Origin of the sequence: Aliagarivorans marinus DSM 23064 (assembly GCF_000429485.1) — a bacterium.
Classification (GTDB): Bacteria; Pseudomonadota; Gammaproteobacteria; order Enterobacterales; family Celerinatantimonadaceae; genus Aliagarivorans; species Aliagarivorans marinus.
Genome location: NZ_KE386910.1, coordinates 70480 through 87150, shown reverse-complemented (window position 1 = coordinate 87150; position 16671 = coordinate 70480). Strand labels below are relative to the sequence as shown.

General features: G+C 54.7%; 15 protein-coding genes and 1 riboswitch. Of the genes, 9 read left to right on the top strand and 6 right to left on the bottom strand.

Annotation, left to right across the window (positions count from 1 at the left end):
• Position 1: 1 nt before the first annotated feature.
• The 4 genes from G461_RS0122005 (at position 2) to rsmS (ending at position 2422) form a co-directional block, all read left to right on the top strand.
• Positions 2-781, top strand: coding sequence for a sulfite exporter TauE/SafE family protein (locus G461_RS0122005; protein WP_026973477.1), 780 nt, complete (start codon positions 2-4; stop codon positions 779-781).
• Positions 769-1377: a primosomal replication protein PriC gene (priC, locus tag G461_RS0122000; RefSeq protein ID WP_026960592.1), complete on the top strand. Its 609-nt coding sequence runs from the start codon at positions 769-771 to the stop codon at positions 1375-1377. The genes G461_RS0122005 and priC overlap by 13 nt, the downstream gene beginning before the upstream one ends.
• Positions 1378-1379: 2 nt before the next feature.
• Complete coding sequence (locus G461_RS0121995) at positions 1380-2195, top strand: YccT family protein (protein WP_026973476.1); 816 nt, start codon at positions 1380-1382, stop codon at positions 2193-2195.
• A 71-nt stretch (positions 2196-2266) separates the two neighbouring features.
• Entirely contained in the window at positions 2267-2422 is a 156-nt protein-coding gene (gene rsmS / locus G461_RS26000) for a pleiotropic regulatory protein RsmS (RefSeq protein WP_084429480.1), read from the top strand.
• A 119-nt stretch (positions 2423-2541) separates the two neighbouring features.
• Here rsmS and G461_RS0121985 read toward each other — a convergent pair whose 3' ends face one another.
• Positions 2542-4149, bottom strand: coding sequence for a Na+/H+ antiporter NhaC family protein (locus tag G461_RS0121985; protein WP_026973475.1), 1608 nt, complete (start codon positions 4147-4149; stop codon positions 2542-2544).
• Between the two features lie 75 nt (positions 4150-4224).
• Positions 4225-4396: riboswitch (Lysine riboswitch) on the bottom strand.
• A 158-nt stretch (positions 4397-4554) separates the two neighbouring features.
• On the opposite strand from G461_RS0121985, the gene G461_RS0121980 reads away from it, so the two are divergent.
• Complete coding sequence (locus G461_RS0121980) at positions 4555-6072, top strand: EAL domain-containing protein (RefSeq protein ID WP_026973474.1); 1518 nt, start codon at positions 4555-4557, stop codon at positions 6070-6072.
• A gap of 25 nt (positions 6073-6097) precedes the next feature.
• Here G461_RS0121980 and G461_RS25180 read toward each other — a convergent pair whose 3' ends face one another.
• From G461_RS25180 to G461_RS0121965, 3 genes are read right to left on the bottom strand one after another with little or no spacing between them, the layout of a single operon-like run.
• On the bottom strand, positions 6098-6340 hold the full coding sequence (locus G461_RS25180; protein ID WP_051326893.1) for a FeoC-like transcriptional regulator: 243 nt from the start codon (positions 6338-6340) through the stop codon (positions 6098-6100).
• A gap of 32 nt (positions 6341-6372) precedes the next feature.
• Positions 6373-8670 carry a Fe(2+) transporter permease subunit FeoB gene (gene feoB, locus G461_RS0121970; RefSeq protein WP_051333763.1) on the bottom strand — a complete coding sequence of 766 codons (2298 nt, stop codon included), beginning with the start codon at positions 8668-8670 and terminating at the stop codon, positions 6373-6375.
• Positions 8667-8894, bottom strand: a complete 228-nt coding sequence (locus G461_RS0121965) for a FeoA family protein (protein ID WP_026960597.1) — start codon at positions 8892-8894, stop codon at positions 8667-8669. The genes feoB and G461_RS0121965 overlap by 4 nt, the downstream gene beginning before the upstream one ends.
• A gap of 148 nt (positions 8895-9042) precedes the next feature.
• Between G461_RS0121965 and G461_RS0121960 the strand changes: the two genes are divergently transcribed.
• A complete protein-coding gene (locus G461_RS0121960; RefSeq protein ID WP_051333762.1) occupies positions 9043-9378 on the top strand; it encodes a translation initiation factor in 336 nt (111 codons plus the stop codon).
• A gap of 26 nt (positions 9379-9404) precedes the next feature.
• Here G461_RS0121960 and G461_RS0121955 read toward each other — a convergent pair whose 3' ends face one another.
• Positions 9405-9803, bottom strand: a complete 399-nt coding sequence (locus G461_RS0121955; protein WP_026973471.1) for a hypothetical protein — start codon at positions 9801-9803, stop codon at positions 9405-9407.
• A gap of 507 nt (positions 9804-10310) precedes the next feature.
• Between G461_RS0121955 and imuA the strand changes: the two genes are divergently transcribed.
• The 3 genes from imuA to G461_RS0121935 are packed head-to-tail and all read left to right on the top strand — an operon-like array spanning position 10311 to position 15475.
• Positions 10311-10967 (top strand): translesion DNA synthesis-associated protein ImuA, encoded by a 657-nt coding sequence (gene imuA, locus G461_RS0121945; RefSeq protein WP_026973470.1) that lies wholly within the window; start codon positions 10311-10313, stop codon positions 10965-10967.
• On the top strand, positions 10968-12404 hold the full coding sequence (locus G461_RS0121940) for a Y-family DNA polymerase (RefSeq protein ID WP_026973469.1): 1437 nt from the start codon (positions 10968-10970) through the stop codon (positions 12402-12404).
• Positions 12404-15475 (top strand): error-prone DNA polymerase, encoded by a 3072-nt coding sequence (locus G461_RS0121935; protein ID WP_026973468.1) that lies wholly within the window; start codon positions 12404-12406, stop codon positions 15473-15475. The genes G461_RS0121940 and G461_RS0121935 overlap by 1 nt, the downstream gene beginning before the upstream one ends.
• A 29-nt stretch (positions 15476-15504) precedes the next feature.
• On the opposite strand, the gene G461_RS25175 is transcribed toward G461_RS0121935, so the two are convergent.
• Positions 15505-16659 carry an ABC transporter ATP-binding protein gene (locus tag G461_RS25175; protein WP_084429478.1) on the bottom strand — a complete coding sequence of 385 codons (1155 nt, stop codon included), beginning with the start codon at positions 16657-16659 and terminating at the stop codon, positions 15505-15507.
• Between the last annotated feature and the right edge of the window lie 12 nt (positions 16660-16671).

Here is a 16671-nt window from a genome sequence, read left to right as displayed (position 1 = left end):
CATGCTAGAACTGGGTTTTGACCTTTCCGTGTTGCTGCTGGTCGTTGGCGTTGGCCTAAGCGCTGGATTTATCGATGCTATTGCCGGAGGCGGCGGTTTGCTAACCGTACCCGCGCTGCTCAGCATAGGTCTTCCCCCTCACCTCGCCCTGGGCACCAACAAGCTCGCGGCCAGTTTTGGCTCTTCTACTGCCGCCTGGACCTATTATCGCAAGCAGCTATTTAACCCGGTGTTCTGGCGTTGGAGTTTTGTCGCCACAGCGCTTGGCGCCACAGTTGGCACCTTTGTGGTCGACTTTATCTCAACTGCTTGGCTGGACAAGCTACTGCCACTGGTAATCATCGCGACCGCCATCTACACCATCATCAATCGCAAGCAGGCCGAGGGCAAAGATGCCCTGCCAGAGGTAAGCCCCCAGCACCATCGGCGTACTGTTACCCAAGGCTTTAGTCTGGGCTTTTATGATGGAGTGGCAGGCCCTGGAACCGGCGCATTTTGGACCGTATCGTCCATGGCGCTGTATAAGATGAATATTTTGCTCTCCTCTGGCCTGGCCAAGGCAATGAACTTCACCAGCAACTTTGTCTCCTTCCTCACCTTTGTGTACTTGGGGCATGTATCCTGGGCGCTGGGCCTGAGCATGGGCGTAAGCATTATGGTTGGGGCCTATATCGGCGCCCACTCGGCGATTAAGTTTGGTGCTAAGTTTATTCGCCCGGTGTTTATTACGGTGGTGCTGATCATCGCTGGTAAGTTGGCGCTGCAAGCATGGTTCAGCTAGACCGTCTAAATCGCCAGCTCTACGAGCTACGCTTGCTGGCAGAACAGATCGACCAAAAAGGCGAGCGCCACGCCTATGCGCGCTTAAGCGTGTTAGACGAGCGCTTTTCCTGCCGCAGCGACAACTATCTCGACTATGTAGAAGAGCTTACTCACGATCTGCAGCGGCTGGTGAAGCTTAGCGAACTTAGCCAAGATATCGATCTGCTCGCCCTGTACCGCGACCGCTTTGTCGGCAAGTTCGCCATGCTGAGAAAACAGCTTAACAGTGCCAACTATCGTAGCCACCAGCAACAAAGCAACCAACAGCAGCAACAGCGGGTGAAACAGTGGAAGCGCCAGCTAAACCAAACACTACAAAATGATGACTTAAGTGCGCTGCAACGTCGCCTTGAGCAGCAACGGCACTTCGAAACACAGTTAAATCAACAAATAGCCGCAAAAAATCAACAGCGTAGCAATAGCGTTAACCCCAAGGAAACTGCTAGACTGGGCGCCGAATTGTTGGCTTTACAGGCTCGCTTAGGTGAGTGTCAGAAAGCCACGTGGAAAATCGAACACAAAATGGAACTCATCCGCAATCGCTTTAAGGAGTAAACATGCACCTCTTTACGAAAGCTATGACAGCTGCTGTCGCTGCCCTGGCCAGTGCCCAACTAGCTGCTGCGAGCTTTTCTGTCCCGACCAATTTCGAACTGCTTTACGTGGATAAAGAGAAGGTCAGCTCATTTTTTACCAGTAAATCTAAAGTTGATCTCGACGGTGGAGTTCACCAAGTCGTAGTGCGCTATCGCGATACCGTTGGCGGCTCAGACAACTCAGAAGTTATTTCGTCTGGCCCTATCGTGATCAACCTCGAGCTCAGCGCCGATCAAGACATCGTGCTAAAGGGTGACTCACCGCGCACCGTGCGTAAAGCCGAAGAGTATGCGAAGAAACCTCGCTTTAGTGTTAGTGATAAGCGTGGTGGCCAAGTTCGTCACGAGTACTACCACCTACCGCTTAAGCCTGGCTTTCAGCTAAACCGCGACTACCTCGAAGAGATCGCGGCCTACGAAACCCAAAACGCTAGCCAGATCATCGCCACGCCAGCAGGCGCGGCTGCAGCGCCAAAACCAAAAGCTATCCAGCCTGCGGCGGCAGCGACCACTGCAGCGGCCACTACCGCTGTTGCGGCAGCACCAGCAGCCTCTACGCCAGCGGTAACCTCCACCAGCAACACCACCGAAATGGAGATGTTGACCTTCTGGTTTAATAAGGCCTCGGTTGACACGCGCAAGCAGATTCAAGTGTGGGCGATTACCGGCGAAGCACCTGAAGCTGCCGGTACCGAAATGGAAATGCTGCAGTTCTGGTACGGTAAAGCGGACGAAGCTACCCGTAAACAGTTCCAAGTATGGGCTATTCAGCAGTAGAATCTGAGTAAGCCAGCAACGTACAAAGGCCGGTTATCCGGCCTTTGTTTTATCTAACGAATAAGGTCCCTATGTCTTTAGAAACCGCCCCCGCCCATATCAAGCTCGCCGTCGACCTGATCCAGTTGCTGGAAGAAAACCAGCTTGAGCCGCAAGTGGTATTAGACGCGCTAGCAATAGTTAAGCAAGACTACCAGCGTAAGCTAGAGCAACAGCGCAGTGAGTAGCAATACTTATAGGCACTAGCGCCCTCCTCGCTCCAAGTCGCGCATAACAGCTTTGCTATTGTTCGGCCACAAAAAAGCCCGGTATTCACCGGGCTTTTACGTTTAAGCGAGTTTGCTTGTTAGGCGCTCTGCCCAACGGGTGCGTTTTGACAGCCTTTGATTACCAGCGCTGCCAGAATCGCTAAGCCAAGGCCCAGTGCCAGAATCACGCTACCGGTAAAGCCATATACCAAGTAGCTAACCACGCTGATACCACCGGCCAGCAGTGCATAAGGCAGCTGGGTGTTAACGTGGTCCATATGGTCACAAGCCGCACCGGTCGAAGAAAGTATAGAGGTATCTGAGATAGGCGATGCGTGGTCACCAAATACTGCACCGGCAAGTACTGCCGACAGCATTGGCAGCATCAGACTGATATCGGTACCTGCCGCCATGTCAGCAGCGATTGGCAACATAATGCCGAAAGTGCCCCAGCTAGTACCAGTAGAGAATGCCATGATGCCCGCCAGAATGAATACCAATAGCGGCAGCAAGCTTGGGCTTAGGGTATCTTCCACCATGGTGGCCAGGAACTTACCGGTTTCCAGGTCGCCAATCACACTACCAATCCCCCAAGCGAACAGCAGGATAAGGATGGCAGGTAACATTGACTTCGCGCCTAGCAGGGTAGCGTGGCCAATGCGGCCAGCAGATTCACCTTGAGCAACAGTGAAGCCCAGCGCTACAACGGTGGCCAATACTGCACCGATGACCAGTGAACGGGTCACATCGGTGTTCTCCAGCGATGCCAGAATCGAGAAGCCGGCTTCCGGCTCAGAGGCCATGTGACCAGTGATCACAAAGCATGCGAAGGTAGATAGGATCAGCACCAAGATTGGCAGGATCAAACCCATAGCGTGGCCATTTGGCGAATGCTCAAACTCTGCGCTTGCGCCAGCAGGCTCAGGTTTAGCCGGGTCAAACAGCAGGCCTTGGGTCTGAGCGCGCTCTTCGTGCACTTTCATGCCGCCTAGGTTGATGTTGAAGTAGGCAACCGCCAAGGCCAACATCAGCGCAAACAGGGCATAGAAGTTAAATGGGATCATCGCAACAAAGGCGGTTAGCGGCGCCATCTCGGTCATGCCATGGGTAACCAGCAGGCCACCCACTAGCGCGATGATGTAGGCACCCCAGCTAGAAAGTGGCATCAATACACACATTGGCGCTGCTGTTGAGTCCAGCAAGTAAGCCAGCTTGGCGCGGCTTACCTTGAATTGGTCGGTCACCGGGCGGGTAACGCTGCCCACGGCCAGGCTGTGGAAGTAATCATCCACAAAGACCACGAAGCTTAGCAGTGCCGTTAGCAAGGTGGCATCACGGCGCTTAGTCAGGCGTTGCTTGGCTTTCTCTGCAAAGGCGTGAGTAGCACCGCTTAGGGTCATGATGCTGGTCATCGCACCGAGCACCAGTAGGAAGATGATAATCTCAACGTTCCATAGCTCGAGTCCGCCCGCTTCAAGCAGATTACCAGCGGCGTCGTATTCGGCTGATTCCCACACCAAAGCCAGTGCAGTATCGAAGATGTATTGTGCGGTTTCGCCAGGGACAAAATTGTTGACCAGCAACGCGCCAAGGATGATACCGCCAGCCAGCGACAAGATAACCTTGCGGGTAATCAGCGCCATACCTAGTGCTAGAAGTGGTGGCAGCAATGACAGTGCGGGATAGGTTGTAAGTAGTGTTTGCATATGTTCTCTGTGTTTCTGTGTAACATCTTAGGAGCGATACACGAGATCAGAGAACCACTATTGCGAAGGGAGCTGATCACCGGTAGCGCTCCACGGTATAAAACCATGACAGTACTGTACCTGTTAAGTACAGCACCAGCAGATAACATTGATGTGTTATCCACTTCGGCTTTGGCCCCTTTCTCACAACCCCATAGGCATCACCCGGTGTTGCAATACTCTTGACTAAAGCTCCTCTACCAAAAGATTAGCCGACATTATAGGGATATTCACAATACTTACAACTAGCCACGGCTTAATATTACGAATATTTGTCTAGGAGCAAAATTTAATCATCAAGCCCCAGCGAACCAGCTGCTTTCGTCTATATTCAAGTAGTTACATTTTTCGACCCGAGACAATTGCTTGAATAAACACCGCTTTCTGTCGTTTTCCTTTGCCGTTACCATCACCTTATTGGGCACGCTGGCGCTCACGCTGATCTTCTCCAGTTGGCTGTTTCGCGAGCAGCAGCGATTACTTGATAGCTATTTAAACCTCGCTGATAAAGTGTTTACCTCGGTAGCCGGCTCCCTTGAGCAGCTTAATCAACTGCCCTCTGAGCAATGCGACGAAGCGCTGTTACTGCATATGCGCCGGGCGGTGTTTCTTAACCCCTTTATTCAAGACATCGGCCTTATCGATAACGATCACCTCTCCTGCACCACCGCCAGTGGACCGATTGAACCGCCACTGCCGATTCAAGCGCCCAGCTATCGCACCGATCAGCAGATCAGCGTGTGGATCGATGAAGAGCTATACATCTTCGATTTCGCCTACCGCGCCCATATCATGCAGTTGGGCCGCTTTAATGCAGTGGTCGATGGTAACCAATTGAACCCAGCGGACATCACCAGCCATCGCTGGCAAATCGTTGGGCGCAGCAGCAATGGCCTGATCCCAATATTTGGCGAACCTGAGCTGTTCAACATGACCCAACCGGGCACTCTTTTGCACCGTAGCGCGCAGTCCCACCTAAGCCAACGTTGCGCTATTCACTCGCGTTTTTGCATGGGCATAGAGACTGACCATCTAAGCATCCTCAAGACTCGCCCTGAGCTGGTGCTTATGTCGTTAATGGTCTTGCTGCTAATGCTGCTGCTGAGCTACAACTCGGCCTTTTATTGGTTGCAGCATCGTGCCACCATTGCCAGCCGGGTACGCCGTGGGCTAAGTCGCCACTGCTTCTATCCGGTGATCCAAGTGATTGTCGATATCAACACCGACAAGGTGATTGGCGGTGAGATCTTGGCGCGCTTTAACGATGCGCAAGGCAGCCTAACGCCCGATCAGTTCATCCCCGAGCTGCAGCGCCAAGGTCTGAGCTGGCGCTTCACCCAACACATCGTCACCGAAAGCCTGCAACGGATGATTGGCCCCGGCGAGCAACTCAAACACCTCAAGCTCAGCTTTAACGTGTTCCCGAGCGATGTGGAGTCAAACAAGATTGTCGAGCTACTCGACTGGCCAGAAGTGCAGGCCTTTCCCGGCTCTATCACCTTAGAAATAACCGAAGATCTACACCTCGATGCCCCGCAAGCGAGACAGAATATCCAACATTTAATTGACCATGGCTTGGAGATCGCCATCGACGATTTCGGCACCGGCTACTCCAATTTGCAGCAGCTCAAGCGATTCTCTTGTCATTACCTGAAGATTGACCGCAGCTTCACCTATGAGCTGGAAGAAGGCGCAATCCGCTCATCGTTGATCCCAATGATTATCGATATTGCCCACAGCAGTGAGCTGAAAGTAGTGGCCGAAGGGGTCGAGAATATTATGCAGGCCCGCGCGCTGCGCGAGTTAGGGGTGGAGTATGCTCAAGGCTGGATGTATGGCAAACCCACCAGCATCGAGCAATTTTTAGATGGCTTGGGCGACTAGCGTTCAGCCTGTCGCCCATGAGTCATTAGCACAAACGCACGCCGATCTGTTGCTCAGGCTGCCAATACAGGGTGAATTGCTCACCGATCTGACAGCCGCAACTGCCCGAGCAGCCCGGCAATGATTGCATGGTCAGACGTTGCCGGGCGACCCAAGGCTGCAGCATGGCGCTGCAGGCATCTTCGCTCAGTCGGAACTTTCGCGCCAGCTCAGCCAGGCTAATGCCCGGCTGATCGATAATCGCTTGTTTAAGCTGCTGCAAGATCATAGTTTTTTACGCTGCTGCAAGGTCATAGTTTTTTACGCTGCTGCGAGGTCATAGTTGCGGCGCCCCATACGTTTTAGTGCGATAACAAATATCCCTACGGCAAGGGCGACACCGAGTAAGGTTAAGCTAGACTTCAGCGGCGCGTGGCTAAAGTTCATCACTTGGTAATAGCCGGTTGCGCTGCAATAGGCCAGCAAGGTGCTCCACACCGCAATCAAGCGGGCCCAGGCGTTGCCTAACTCCTTCACTATCGCCCCCATCGCCGCCGCGCAAGGCATATACAGCAAGATAAACAGCATGTAGGCCACCGCAGAGGCGCTGGTAAAGTGCTGCTGCAGCATGTTCATGGTGGTCAGGTCCACTTCCAGCTCGTCGGCCGCTTCTTGCTCGCTTAACCCCTCTTCCACCGCAATCCCCAGCGGATCGCTAAAGCTCATATCGAATAGGTTGTCGGGAATCGTGGCAAAGGCCTCGGCAAAGCGCTCGCCATAGCTCCAAGCCTCGTCTTCACCGGCATCTGAATAGAGGGTATTAAGAGTGCCGATGACCGCCTCTTTGGCGAACAGGCCAGTTACAATCCCCACAGTAGCCTGCCAGTTGTTCTCTTCCACGCCCATCGGCGCGAATACCGGCGTAACCAGCTGCGAAGCCTGAGCCAAGATGGCGTCATCGCTGCCCGGATCGGTAGCCTCCCCTTTCAGGGTAATCGAGTTAAGCACACTTAAGATGGCGACTACCACCACAATGGTTTTACCCGCCCCCATGATAAAGCCGCGTACCTTCTGCCAGGTCAGCAGCAAGATATTGCTAACGCGGGGGATCTGATAGTCAGGCAGCTCCAACAGGTTTTCCTGGGCGCTCCCCGGTAGCAGGGTGTGCTTGAGTAGCAGACCGGTAACAACCGCGGCCAAGATCCCCAGCAGGTAGAGCACAAACACCACGTTCTGACCATTGTGGGGGAAGAAGGCCGCTACAAACAATGCGTATACCGGCAGACGCGCCCCACAGGACATAAACGGACTCATCGCCGACGTAAGAATACGCTCGCGCTCTTTTTCCAACACTCGGGTCGCCATCACCGCAGGCACAGTACAGCCAAAGCCCATCAGCATCGGTACAAAGGCCTTGCCCGGCAGGCCGATTTTCTGCATAAAGCGGTCAACCACGAAGGCTGCACGGGCCAGGTAGCCAGAGCTCTCCAACACTGCCAAGAACAGGTATAAGAAGGCAATCACCGGGATAAAGGTGGCAACGGTTTGGATACCGGCACCGATCCCTTCAGAGAAGATCATCACCAGCCAGCCCGGGGCGCTCAGCGCCTCCAGCAGCTGAGCCACGCCATCGACAAACACGGTGCCAAAGGTGATATCGAAGAAGTCGATGAAAACCGCCCCACCGTGGATGGCAAACATAAACATGGCGTACATGCTTAGCAAAAATGCCGGGATCCCCAGCCATTTGTTCAGCAATACCTTATCCAGGCGCTCACTAACATCTTGCGATAGCTGCCCTTTTGCCTTCACGGCAAACTGGGTGATCTCGTAGATTCGGCTATAGCGTGCTTCTGCCAAGCCCAGCTCAATGTCGTAGTTGCCAATATTGGTGCGCAAGCGCTGAGCTTGTTCGCTCAAGGCCGAATCGCCTTCAACACAGGCGGGCTGCTCATCATTGAGTAAATCAAAGGCGTCGCGGCGGCTTAAGCCAATCGCCTCAGCGCCTAGGAAGAATTGATTGATGGCATCGGGGTAGCTCACCGCGGGCTGGCCAGCTTGCTGGGCCAAAACCGTTTGGGCGATAAGCTTGCGCTTGAGCTTTTCCACATCGCCTTTGTGAGTGGCGCTTAAGGCCATTACCGGCATCTTTAGCGCTTCGCTTAGGGCGGCGGTGTTGATATCCAGCTGCTTGGCTTTGTCGGTATCCATCTTGTTAACGACCAGCAGAACCGGCAAACCCAGCTCTTTAAGCTGTAGACTCAAGAATAGGCCGCGCTCCAGGCTCGAGGCATCCACCACGTTAATCACCAAGTCCAGTTGATGCTGCTCCAGGTAATCACGCGCCACCTTTTCATCCAGCGCGCCCTTGTCGCCCATGCTTTCCAGGCTATAAACACCCGGCAGGTCGACTAAGTTAATCTGCTTATCGCTGGCAGTGAATTGGCCGCTGGCCTTCTCAACGGTCACGCCGCTGAAGTTACCCACACGCTGACGGGCACCGGTTAAGGCGTTAAATAAGGTGGTCTTCCCGCTATTCGGGTTACCGATGGTGGCGATATTCAAACTATCCCTGTTCAGTATCGCTTGTTCACGTTGGCTGTCGCAGCAATCCTTCATAGCGCTTGTACCTCGATTTTCTTCGCTTGATCCAAATCCAAGGCGAAACTGATCCCTTTAGCCTTAAGCTGCAAAGGGCTGCCAAACGGCGCGGTTCGGATAAGCTGGAGTTCTGTATTGGGCAAAACACCCACTGATAAGAGCTTGCGACGCATCGCAGATGATAAAAGATTGAGGTCGAGCACTTGTGCACGCTGGCCCGGAGTTAACTGATTGAGTCGCATCCCTTACTCCAAATAACAATTATTACCATTTGCATCTTGAACCGATCCAGCTCACATTACCTTGATACATATCAATTTCATCTTGCTTCACAAGATAATTGCCACAACGTATTATTCGCGGGGTAATTTCTCTGCTTTTGAGGCAACTATGTCATCGTTACGCGATCAACTGTCGCAATTGGTGTATTCCACCGACCAAGGAAAAATTGAGGCTGAGCCACAGCCGGAACAGATCCCCGCCTCCGACGGCTTTATCAAGATGCGCCGCGAAACCAAAGGCCGCAAAGGCAAAGGCGTCACCTGCCTGAGCGACTTTGGCGTGGAAGCCAGCGAGCTTAAAGGTCTGTGCAAACAGATGAAGAAGCTGTGTGGCGTTGGCGGCAGCGTCAAAGACTATGTCATCGAGATCCAAGGCGATCAGCGCGACAAACTGCAAGCCTGGCTGGAGCAGCAAGGCTATAAAGTGAAGCGTATCGGCGGCTAATCGCCTCTATCGAGGCAAACTTGCTGTTACTTGGCACTCACGCTGAGCGCATGCGGCAAGGCCTTACGCAACAGAGGCAGTAAAAACTGCCTCACTAAGTACTTTTTATGCGGTGCGTTATCCGGAGTGACCGAGATAACCCGGGCCAAGGCGGCGCGATGCTCCTCGCTACACAACACCCCCATTAGGCGCTCATCCGCCTCTTCCAGCACATGCTTGGCTTGATCCACATCGTGATGATGAAACAGGTTGTCCAGCCACGGACGTGAGCTAAACGGAATAAACGCCGAACTCAACCACTCTTCAATGGCCTGGCGTAATTCGCATTCTTGGTGTGGGATATCGTATTCGGTAAGCGGGGTATTGTTAGGTAGGGGTTGGCGATATGTCAGATCGTCTGCTGCATCGACATAGGTCCAGCTCATGCTCAAAGGCCTCCATGCATTGCCTTGGCACCTAACCTAATCCTGTCGTGAATGAACAAGCCACTACACTGCGCGACAACTGCCTGTAACGCGTAAGAAGACAGCCATTATTGTACCGACAATGACACGCTTCTTTTCTCAGGCACTCACATAAACCTGAACACCCACCATGGCGATAACAGCAAGGTCATCGCTCGCCAAACTCACTTGGCGCTTTGCTCGAATTAGCACCAGATAGCCAGCCCAGCCTCGTGTTTGGCTGGCACGGTTTGCTATCTCGGTGTGCGGTGTGGTCGGCAAAAATTAATGATTAAATTAACTGCAGCCACATTAGACCTAAGTCGCAATTCAGACTTTGAAGTTCATCACATGATGGGCAATTTCACGCTTGTTTTTTAAGCGGTTTTTACTGCACCCAAGGGGCTAACCAGATTCCGGTGCTTGCGATGTGGCGTATCGCAAAATATACTGTATATAAATACAGTATATACAGTGCAGCATCGTATTATGAGTCTCGAACAACTGCTCGCCCACCAGCAAGTCTGGCGAGGCTTTAAAACCCAGAATCTCCCCAAGAAAAGCAGTGGCTACCCCGAGCTGGACGAGCTGTTACAAGGCGGCTTTCCGGCCCAAGGGGTCACCGCCTTACATACCCAACCCGCGGTGGGCGAGCTGCGCCTGCTTATGCCCCAGCTGCAACAGCAGCAACGGCTGTGGATCTTGATTAATCCCCCCGCCCTGCCCAATGCGGAGTTTTTTGCCCAGCACGGTATTGGCAACCATCAGCTATTGGTGCTGCGCCCCAATAGCGCCAAGGAGACCTTGTGGGCCACCGAGCAGTGCCTGCTCAGCGGCAGCAGCCATGTACTGTTATGGCAACAGGGAATGAATGTGGCACAACTCAAGCGCTTGCAGCTGGCCTGCCAGCACGGTGACAGCCGCCTATTTGCCTTCTACCCGCCCCACGACAGCCAGTTCTCGCTACCCTTCGACCTGCAACTGGAACTACAGGCGCATCCGCAAGGTTTGCAGGTCACGGTACTCAAACGCCGCGGTGGCTGGCCGGGGCAAAGCCGCTTGATTCACTTTACCCGCCACTGGCCAGAGCTAACCCAGCAGCAAGCCTCTCAGGTTATCCCTTTCCCACAGGAGAAGGTGGGATAGATGTTCTGGCTCTACCTGTATTTCCCGCGCCTGCAGCTCGATAGCATGGTCATGCCTGCAAATAATAGCGATGCTCAGATCTGTACTGAAGAAGGCGTCCCCCAAGCACTTGAGGCGGTAGTCGACCCACACAGCCACCAGTTGGTGCAGCTCAGCGATACCACCATTAAAGAGGGCCTGCAGGTAGGTATGGGGCTAGCCAGCGCCGCAGCCTTGGTGGAAAAGCTGCAGGTCTATGCCTATCAAAGCGAATTGGAGCAAGACGCACTCGAGCAACTGGCCGAGCAGCTATATAGCCTGAATGGCGATATCAGCCTCGATCCGCCCCAGGGCTTGGGCTTACGCCTCGATACCATGGGCCAGCTATATCAAGATCTCGGCAGCTACTGGCAGCAGCTACAAGCACAGCTCGCGCCGCTGCCGCTCCGTTACCACTTTGCCAGCGCCACCACCTTATTAGCCGCCAAGCTGCTGGCTCGGGCAGAGACCGACCAACTGCTTACGCATGAACAAAGCGCGCAACGCTTGCAGGCCCTGCCCTTGGCCTGCTGCGACTTTCCAGACAAGCAGCTCAGCCACTTTGAGCGGCTAGGCCTGCAAACCGTGGGCGAGCTGGAGGCCCTGCCCCGCAGCGAGCTGATTGAACGGCTCGACCCTGCATCGCAGGCCTACCTAGCACAGCTGCAAGGCAAGCTGCCGTTAAACCTCCCCGGCTATCAAGCGCCCGAGCAGTTTCAGCGCCACTGCGAGCTAAGCTACGAGATAAAGCAGAGCCCCCAGCTACTCAAGATACTCGAGCCATTGCTCAAACAGCTCGAGCAGCATCTGCGTCAACGCCAGCTGGGCGCACCGCGAATGCAGCTAAGCTTGATCTTTCGCGAACAGCCAGAGCAAACGCTACAAATCCACGCCCCCGCCGGGCAAAACAGTGCCGCCCAGTGGCTTAAGCTGTTTGCGCTGCGCCTGGAGCGTCATCCACTGGCCGCACCGGTTTATCGGCTTAGCCTGAGTCTTTGTCATGCGCAGCCGCTGGCTGGTGATAAGGCCGATCTGTTCAACCAGCAGCACGCCGCTATTCCGGCTAGCAGCTTGGTGGCGCAGCTGCGCACTCGGCTGGGTGATGTCTGCCTGACCGGCATCGATCGCTTCGATGATCTCCGCCCTGAACGAGCCAGCGTCCCCCATCCCGGCGATCTGGCCCCCGCCAGTGCCCTCATCGCCGAGCAGGTACTGCGCCCTAGCCTGCTGCTGCCATCTCCCCAGCCGTTAAAGCATCCTATCACCCTGCAGCAAGGCCCGGAGCGGCTTGTTGCTGGCTGGTGGGATCAGCAGCCCATCGAGCGTGACTACTTTATTGCGCTCAGCGGCGACGGCCAGTATCTGTGGGTGTTTCGTACCCCGCAGCAGCAATGGTTTGTCCATGGGTATTTCAGCTGATGGGCTACGCCGAGCTATTTAGCCAGAGTAATTTCAGCTTTCTGCATGGCGCTTCTCACCCGGAAGAGCTGGTGGAGCGCGCCGCCGAGCTGGGCTATCACTCGCTGGCGCTGTGCGATGAGTGCTCCTTAGCCGGGGTGGTGAAAGCCCACCAACGCATCAAAGAGTTACAGTTACCGCTCAAGCTGATCGTTGGCAGCCTGCTGCGTTTTGAGGGGATCAGCGTGGTGGCGCTCTGCCCTAATCAGCCCGCTTATAGCGAGTTGTGCCGGGTGATCACCAATGCCCGGCGCCGGGCTGAGAAAGGCAGCTATCAGTTCAGCCAGTGGGATCTCAACACCATGAAGCACTGCCTGCTATTGTGGCTGCCCCGTGGCGATGAACGCGACCACCAGCACTTACAGAGCCTTCTTAGCTACCACCGCAGCCGCCTGGCTATTGGTTTTCGCCGCTATTTACGCGCTAATGATCACCACTATCAGGCCCACTGCGAGCAGTTAGCTGCCCAGCACCAATTGCCGATTACGGCCTGTGGCGGAGTGCTGATGCACCACCCCGAGCGACTGCCGATGCAGCAAGTCCTGCATGGCATCCGTCTGCGCAGCCCCTTAGACAAGTTGGGTCGCAAACTACTGGCCAACCAAGAGTATGCCCTGCGCCCCTTAGACAAGCTGCAGCATATCTTTCCCCCCACTTGGCTGGCCGAGAGCGTTACATTGGCCGAGCGCTGCGACTTTAACCTCGACTCGCTACGCTACCAATACCCTGCCGAACTGGTGCCCGATGGCGACAGCCCCGACAGCTATCTGCGCAAACTGACCTATCAAGGCTGTGAGAAGCGCTTCCCTGAAGGCGCCGATGAGCAGATCCTCACTCTCATTGAAAAGGAGCTGGGCCTTATTGCCGAGCAAGGCTATGCCCACTTTTTCTTAACCATCCACGATGTGGTGCAGTTTGCTCGCCGCCAACAGATCCTCTACCAAGGGCGTGGCTCAGCGGCCAACTCGGTGGTCTGCTATTGCCTGGAGATCACCTCGGTGGACCCACGCCAGATCTCGCTGCTGTTCGAGAGGTTTATCAGCAAAGAGCGCAATGAGCCGCCGGATATCGATGTCGACTTCGAGCACCAGCGCCGTGAAGAGGTGGTCCAGTACATCTATCAAAAATACGGCCGGGAGCGCGCGGCGCTGGCCGCCTCGGTGCGCACCTATCGCTTTCGCAGTGCCCTGCGTGAGGTGGGTAAAGCCCTTGGGCTGGCCGAGCACCAGCTGGACTTCTTTATCAAAAACATCGACCGACGCGATCGCCATTCCAGTTGGCAGCAACAACTGAGCGAGCTAGGCCTCAGCCCCGACTCACCCAAAGCGCGCCAGCTGGTGGCGCTGGTAGAGCAGATTATGGGCTTCCCCCGCCACCTCTCCCAACATGTGGGCGGCTATGTAATCAGCGCCGGTCCGCTCTATCATCTGGTACCAATTGAGAATGCGGCCATGCCCGGGCGCACCGTGATCCAGTGGGATAAAGACGACTTGGAAAGTCTTGGTCTGCTCAAGGTGGATGTACTGGCGCTGGGCATGCTCACTGCACTGTCCAAGTGCTTTGGCCTGTTGAAGCAGCACTACCAGCGCGAACTCAGTCTGGCCCAGCTCACCGCCATGCAAGATGATCAGGCGGTCTATCAGATGATCCAGCGCGCCGATACCGTGGGGCTATTTCAGATTGAGTCGCGGGCGCAGATGAGCATGCTGCCCCGGCTAAAACCGCGCAGCTATTACGATCTGGTTATCCAGATTGCCATCGTCCGCCCCGGACCGATTCAGGGCGATATGGTGCACCCTTACCTAAAGCGGCGGAACGGTGAAGAAGCGATCAGCTACCCCTCTGAGGCGGTCAAAGAAGTGCTAGCGCGCACCATGGGCGTGCCGATCTTCCAAGAGCAGGTGATTAAGCTGGCCATGGTGGCAGCAGGCTTTAGCGGCGGCGAGGCGGATCAGCTGCGCCGGGCCATGGCCTCTTGGCGTAAAAGCGGCGAGCTGCAAAAGTTTCAAGACAAGCTGGTCAAGGGCATGACCAAGCGCGGCTACGATAAGGAATTTGCCCTGCAGATCTACCGCCAGATCGGTGGCTTTGGTGAGTATGGCTTCCCGGAGAGCCACTCCGCCTCCTTTGCGGTGCTCGCCTACGCCTCCGCTTGGCTCAAACACTACTACCCAGCCGCCTATTTTTGCTCCTTGCTCAATAGCCACCCGATGGGCTTTTACAGCCCCTCTCAGCTGGTGCAAGACGCCCGTCGCCATAAGGTTGAAGTGCTGCCGGTGTGCATTAATCACTCCGACTACGATCACCTGCTATGCGATCACAATGGCGACAAAGCATTGCGCTTGGGGCTGCGTTTGGTAAAAGGCCTAAGCCAAGCTGCCGCAGAATTGCTGGTGGCAGAGCGCCCATCGGATGGCTACCAAAACATCTCCCAGCTACGCCGATTGGATATCCACCAAGGCGAGCTGGCGGCCTTAGCCAGCGCCGATGCCCTAAAAGCACTCAGTGGCAACCGCTATCAAAGCCGCTGGGAGCTGATGGAGCCACACACCCTGCCGCTGTTTGCAGACCTCCCCGAGGAACAGTCACCGCCGCCGCGCCTTGCCAAGCCACAGCCGCTTGAGCAGCTTAAAGAAGACTACGCCGCCTTGGGCCTGAGCCTGGAGCACCACCCGGTGACCTTACTGGAGCAGCACGGCCGACTCGGCAGCTTTCGCCGCGCCGAACAGCTTAAACAGGTGGAGCATGGCACCTTGGTCAGCGTAGTGGGCGTGGTCACCGGGCGACAATCCCCTGGCACCGCGGCCGGCGTCACCTTTATCACCCTGGAAGACGATACCGGCAACATCAACGTGGTGGTGTGGTCAGCCACCTCACACAAGCAAAAGAGCGCCTTTTTGCGGGCCAAAGTGTTGAAGGTAGTGGGCGTATTAGAGCGTGAAGGCGACGTCATCCACGTTATCGCCGGACGCCTTGAGGACTACACAGAGCGCCTTGGTGAGCTAAGGGCAGAGTCCCGGGATTTTCATTAATATCCGGGACTTGTTATCTTCGAGCAAGCTTAAACATTATCAGTCACCAAATCTGGTTGCTCTGCTTGCTGGCCTGCATCACAGCTTTGCTGATCAAGGTAGCGCAAAGAGTGACCTTCAGTGTTAAACAAGTGAACCTTATCCGCCATTAGCGACAGGTGCACAGTTTGGCCCTTATGTAGCTCAATAATCCCCACCAACTTAGCAACAATAATGCTGTCTGACTCTTTACACTTAACGTGTATCAGCGTCATTTCACCGAGTGACTCCACAAACTGGACTTCGCCACTTAGCAAGGCATTTAGCTTATCGCTGAGCAGTAGGTCTTCTGAGCGGATACCTAGTTGCAGCTCAGCTCCCTCCTCCATTAGCTCACTTGCCACTGGCACACTCAGCGTCTTACCTGATGTGAAGCGAATCAAAGAATGGGGACCTGATTGCTCAAGAACCACTGGCAATATGTTCATCGCAGGCGAGCCAATAAAGCGAGCGACAAATAAATTGGCCGGGTTGGTATAGAGCTCAAGCGGCGAGCCAAACTGCTCAACTTTCCCAGCAGAAAGCACCACGATACGGTCAGCCAAAGTCATCGCTTCAACCTGATCATGGGTTACATAGATCATGGTAGTGCCAGGCATGTTCTCCTTAAGGTTGGCAATCTCAATGCGAGTCTGCACTCGCAGAGCGGCATCCAGATTCGACAAGGGTTCGTCAAACAAGAACACCTTCGGGCTGCGCACAATTGCACGGCCGATCGCTACCCGTTGACGCTGCCCGCCAGATAAGGCCTTAGGCAAACGCCCTAAATACTCGGTTAACTGCAGTAACTCAGCGGCCTGATGTACCTTCTCATCGATGACTTCCTTGGACTCCTTGGCGATACGCATAGCGAAGGCCATATTGTCGTAAACCGTCATATGTGGGTAGAGCGCATAGGTCTGAAATACCATGGCGGTACCCCGCATGGAGGCGGGAATATGATTAACCAGCGCACCCTCTATGTACATCTCACCGTCGCTAATACTCTCAAGACCAGCAATCATTCTCAGCAAAGTGGATTTGCCACAACCAGAGGGTCCAACAAATACCACAAACTCGCCAAGTTCTATTTCTAGATCAATGCCATGTAGTACTTCGTTACGCGCATAAGACTTGCGAATATTACTCAGCTTTACGCCTGTCATAATCCTTTACTC

Bases quoted from the DNA above. Each gene is read 5' to 3' on its own strand.
- G461_RS0122005 (WP_026973477.1), top strand. From the start codon at position 2: ATGCTAGAACTGGGTTTTGACCTTTCCGTGTTGCTGCTGGTCGTTGGC.
- priC (WP_026960592.1), top strand. From the start codon at position 769: ATGGTTCAGCTAGACCGTCTAAATCGCCAGCTCTACGAGCTACGCTTG.
- G461_RS0121995 (WP_026973476.1), top strand. From the start codon at position 1,380: ATGCACCTCTTTACGAAAGCTATGACAGCTGCTGTCGCTGCCCTGGCC.
- rsmS (WP_084429480.1), top strand. From the start codon at position 2,267: ATGTCTTTAGAAACCGCCCCCGCCCATATCAAGCTCGCCGTCGACCTG.
- G461_RS0121985 (WP_026973475.1), bottom strand. From the start codon at position 4,149: ATGCAAACACTACTTACAACCTATCCCGCACTGTCATTGCTGCCACCA.
- G461_RS25180 (WP_051326893.1), bottom strand. From the start codon at position 6,340: ATGATCTTGCAGCAGCTTAAACAAGCGATTATCGATCAGCCGGGCATT.
- feoB (WP_051333763.1), bottom strand. From the start codon at position 8,670: ATGAAGGATTGCTGCGACAGCCAACGTGAACAAGCGATACTGAACAGG.
- G461_RS0121965 (WP_026960597.1), bottom strand. From the start codon at position 8,894: ATGCGACTCAATCAGTTAACTCCGGGCCAGCGTGCACAAGTGCTCGAC.
- G461_RS0121960 (WP_051333762.1), top strand. From the start codon at position 9,043: ATGTCATCGTTACGCGATCAACTGTCGCAATTGGTGTATTCCACCGAC.
- G461_RS0121955 (WP_026973471.1), bottom strand. From the start codon at position 9,803: ATGAGCTGGACCTATGTCGATGCAGCAGACGATCTGACATATCGCCAA.
- imuA (WP_026973470.1), top strand. From the start codon at position 10,311: ATGAGTCTCGAACAACTGCTCGCCCACCAGCAAGTCTGGCGAGGCTTT.
- G461_RS0121940 (WP_026973469.1), top strand. From the start codon at position 10,968: ATGTTCTGGCTCTACCTGTATTTCCCGCGCCTGCAGCTCGATAGCATG.
- G461_RS0121935 (WP_026973468.1), top strand. From the start codon at position 12,404: ATGGGCTACGCCGAGCTATTTAGCCAGAGTAATTTCAGCTTTCTGCAT.
- G461_RS25175 (WP_084429478.1), bottom strand. From the start codon at position 16,659: ATGACAGGCGTAAAGCTGAGTAATATTCGCAAGTCTTATGCGCGTAAC.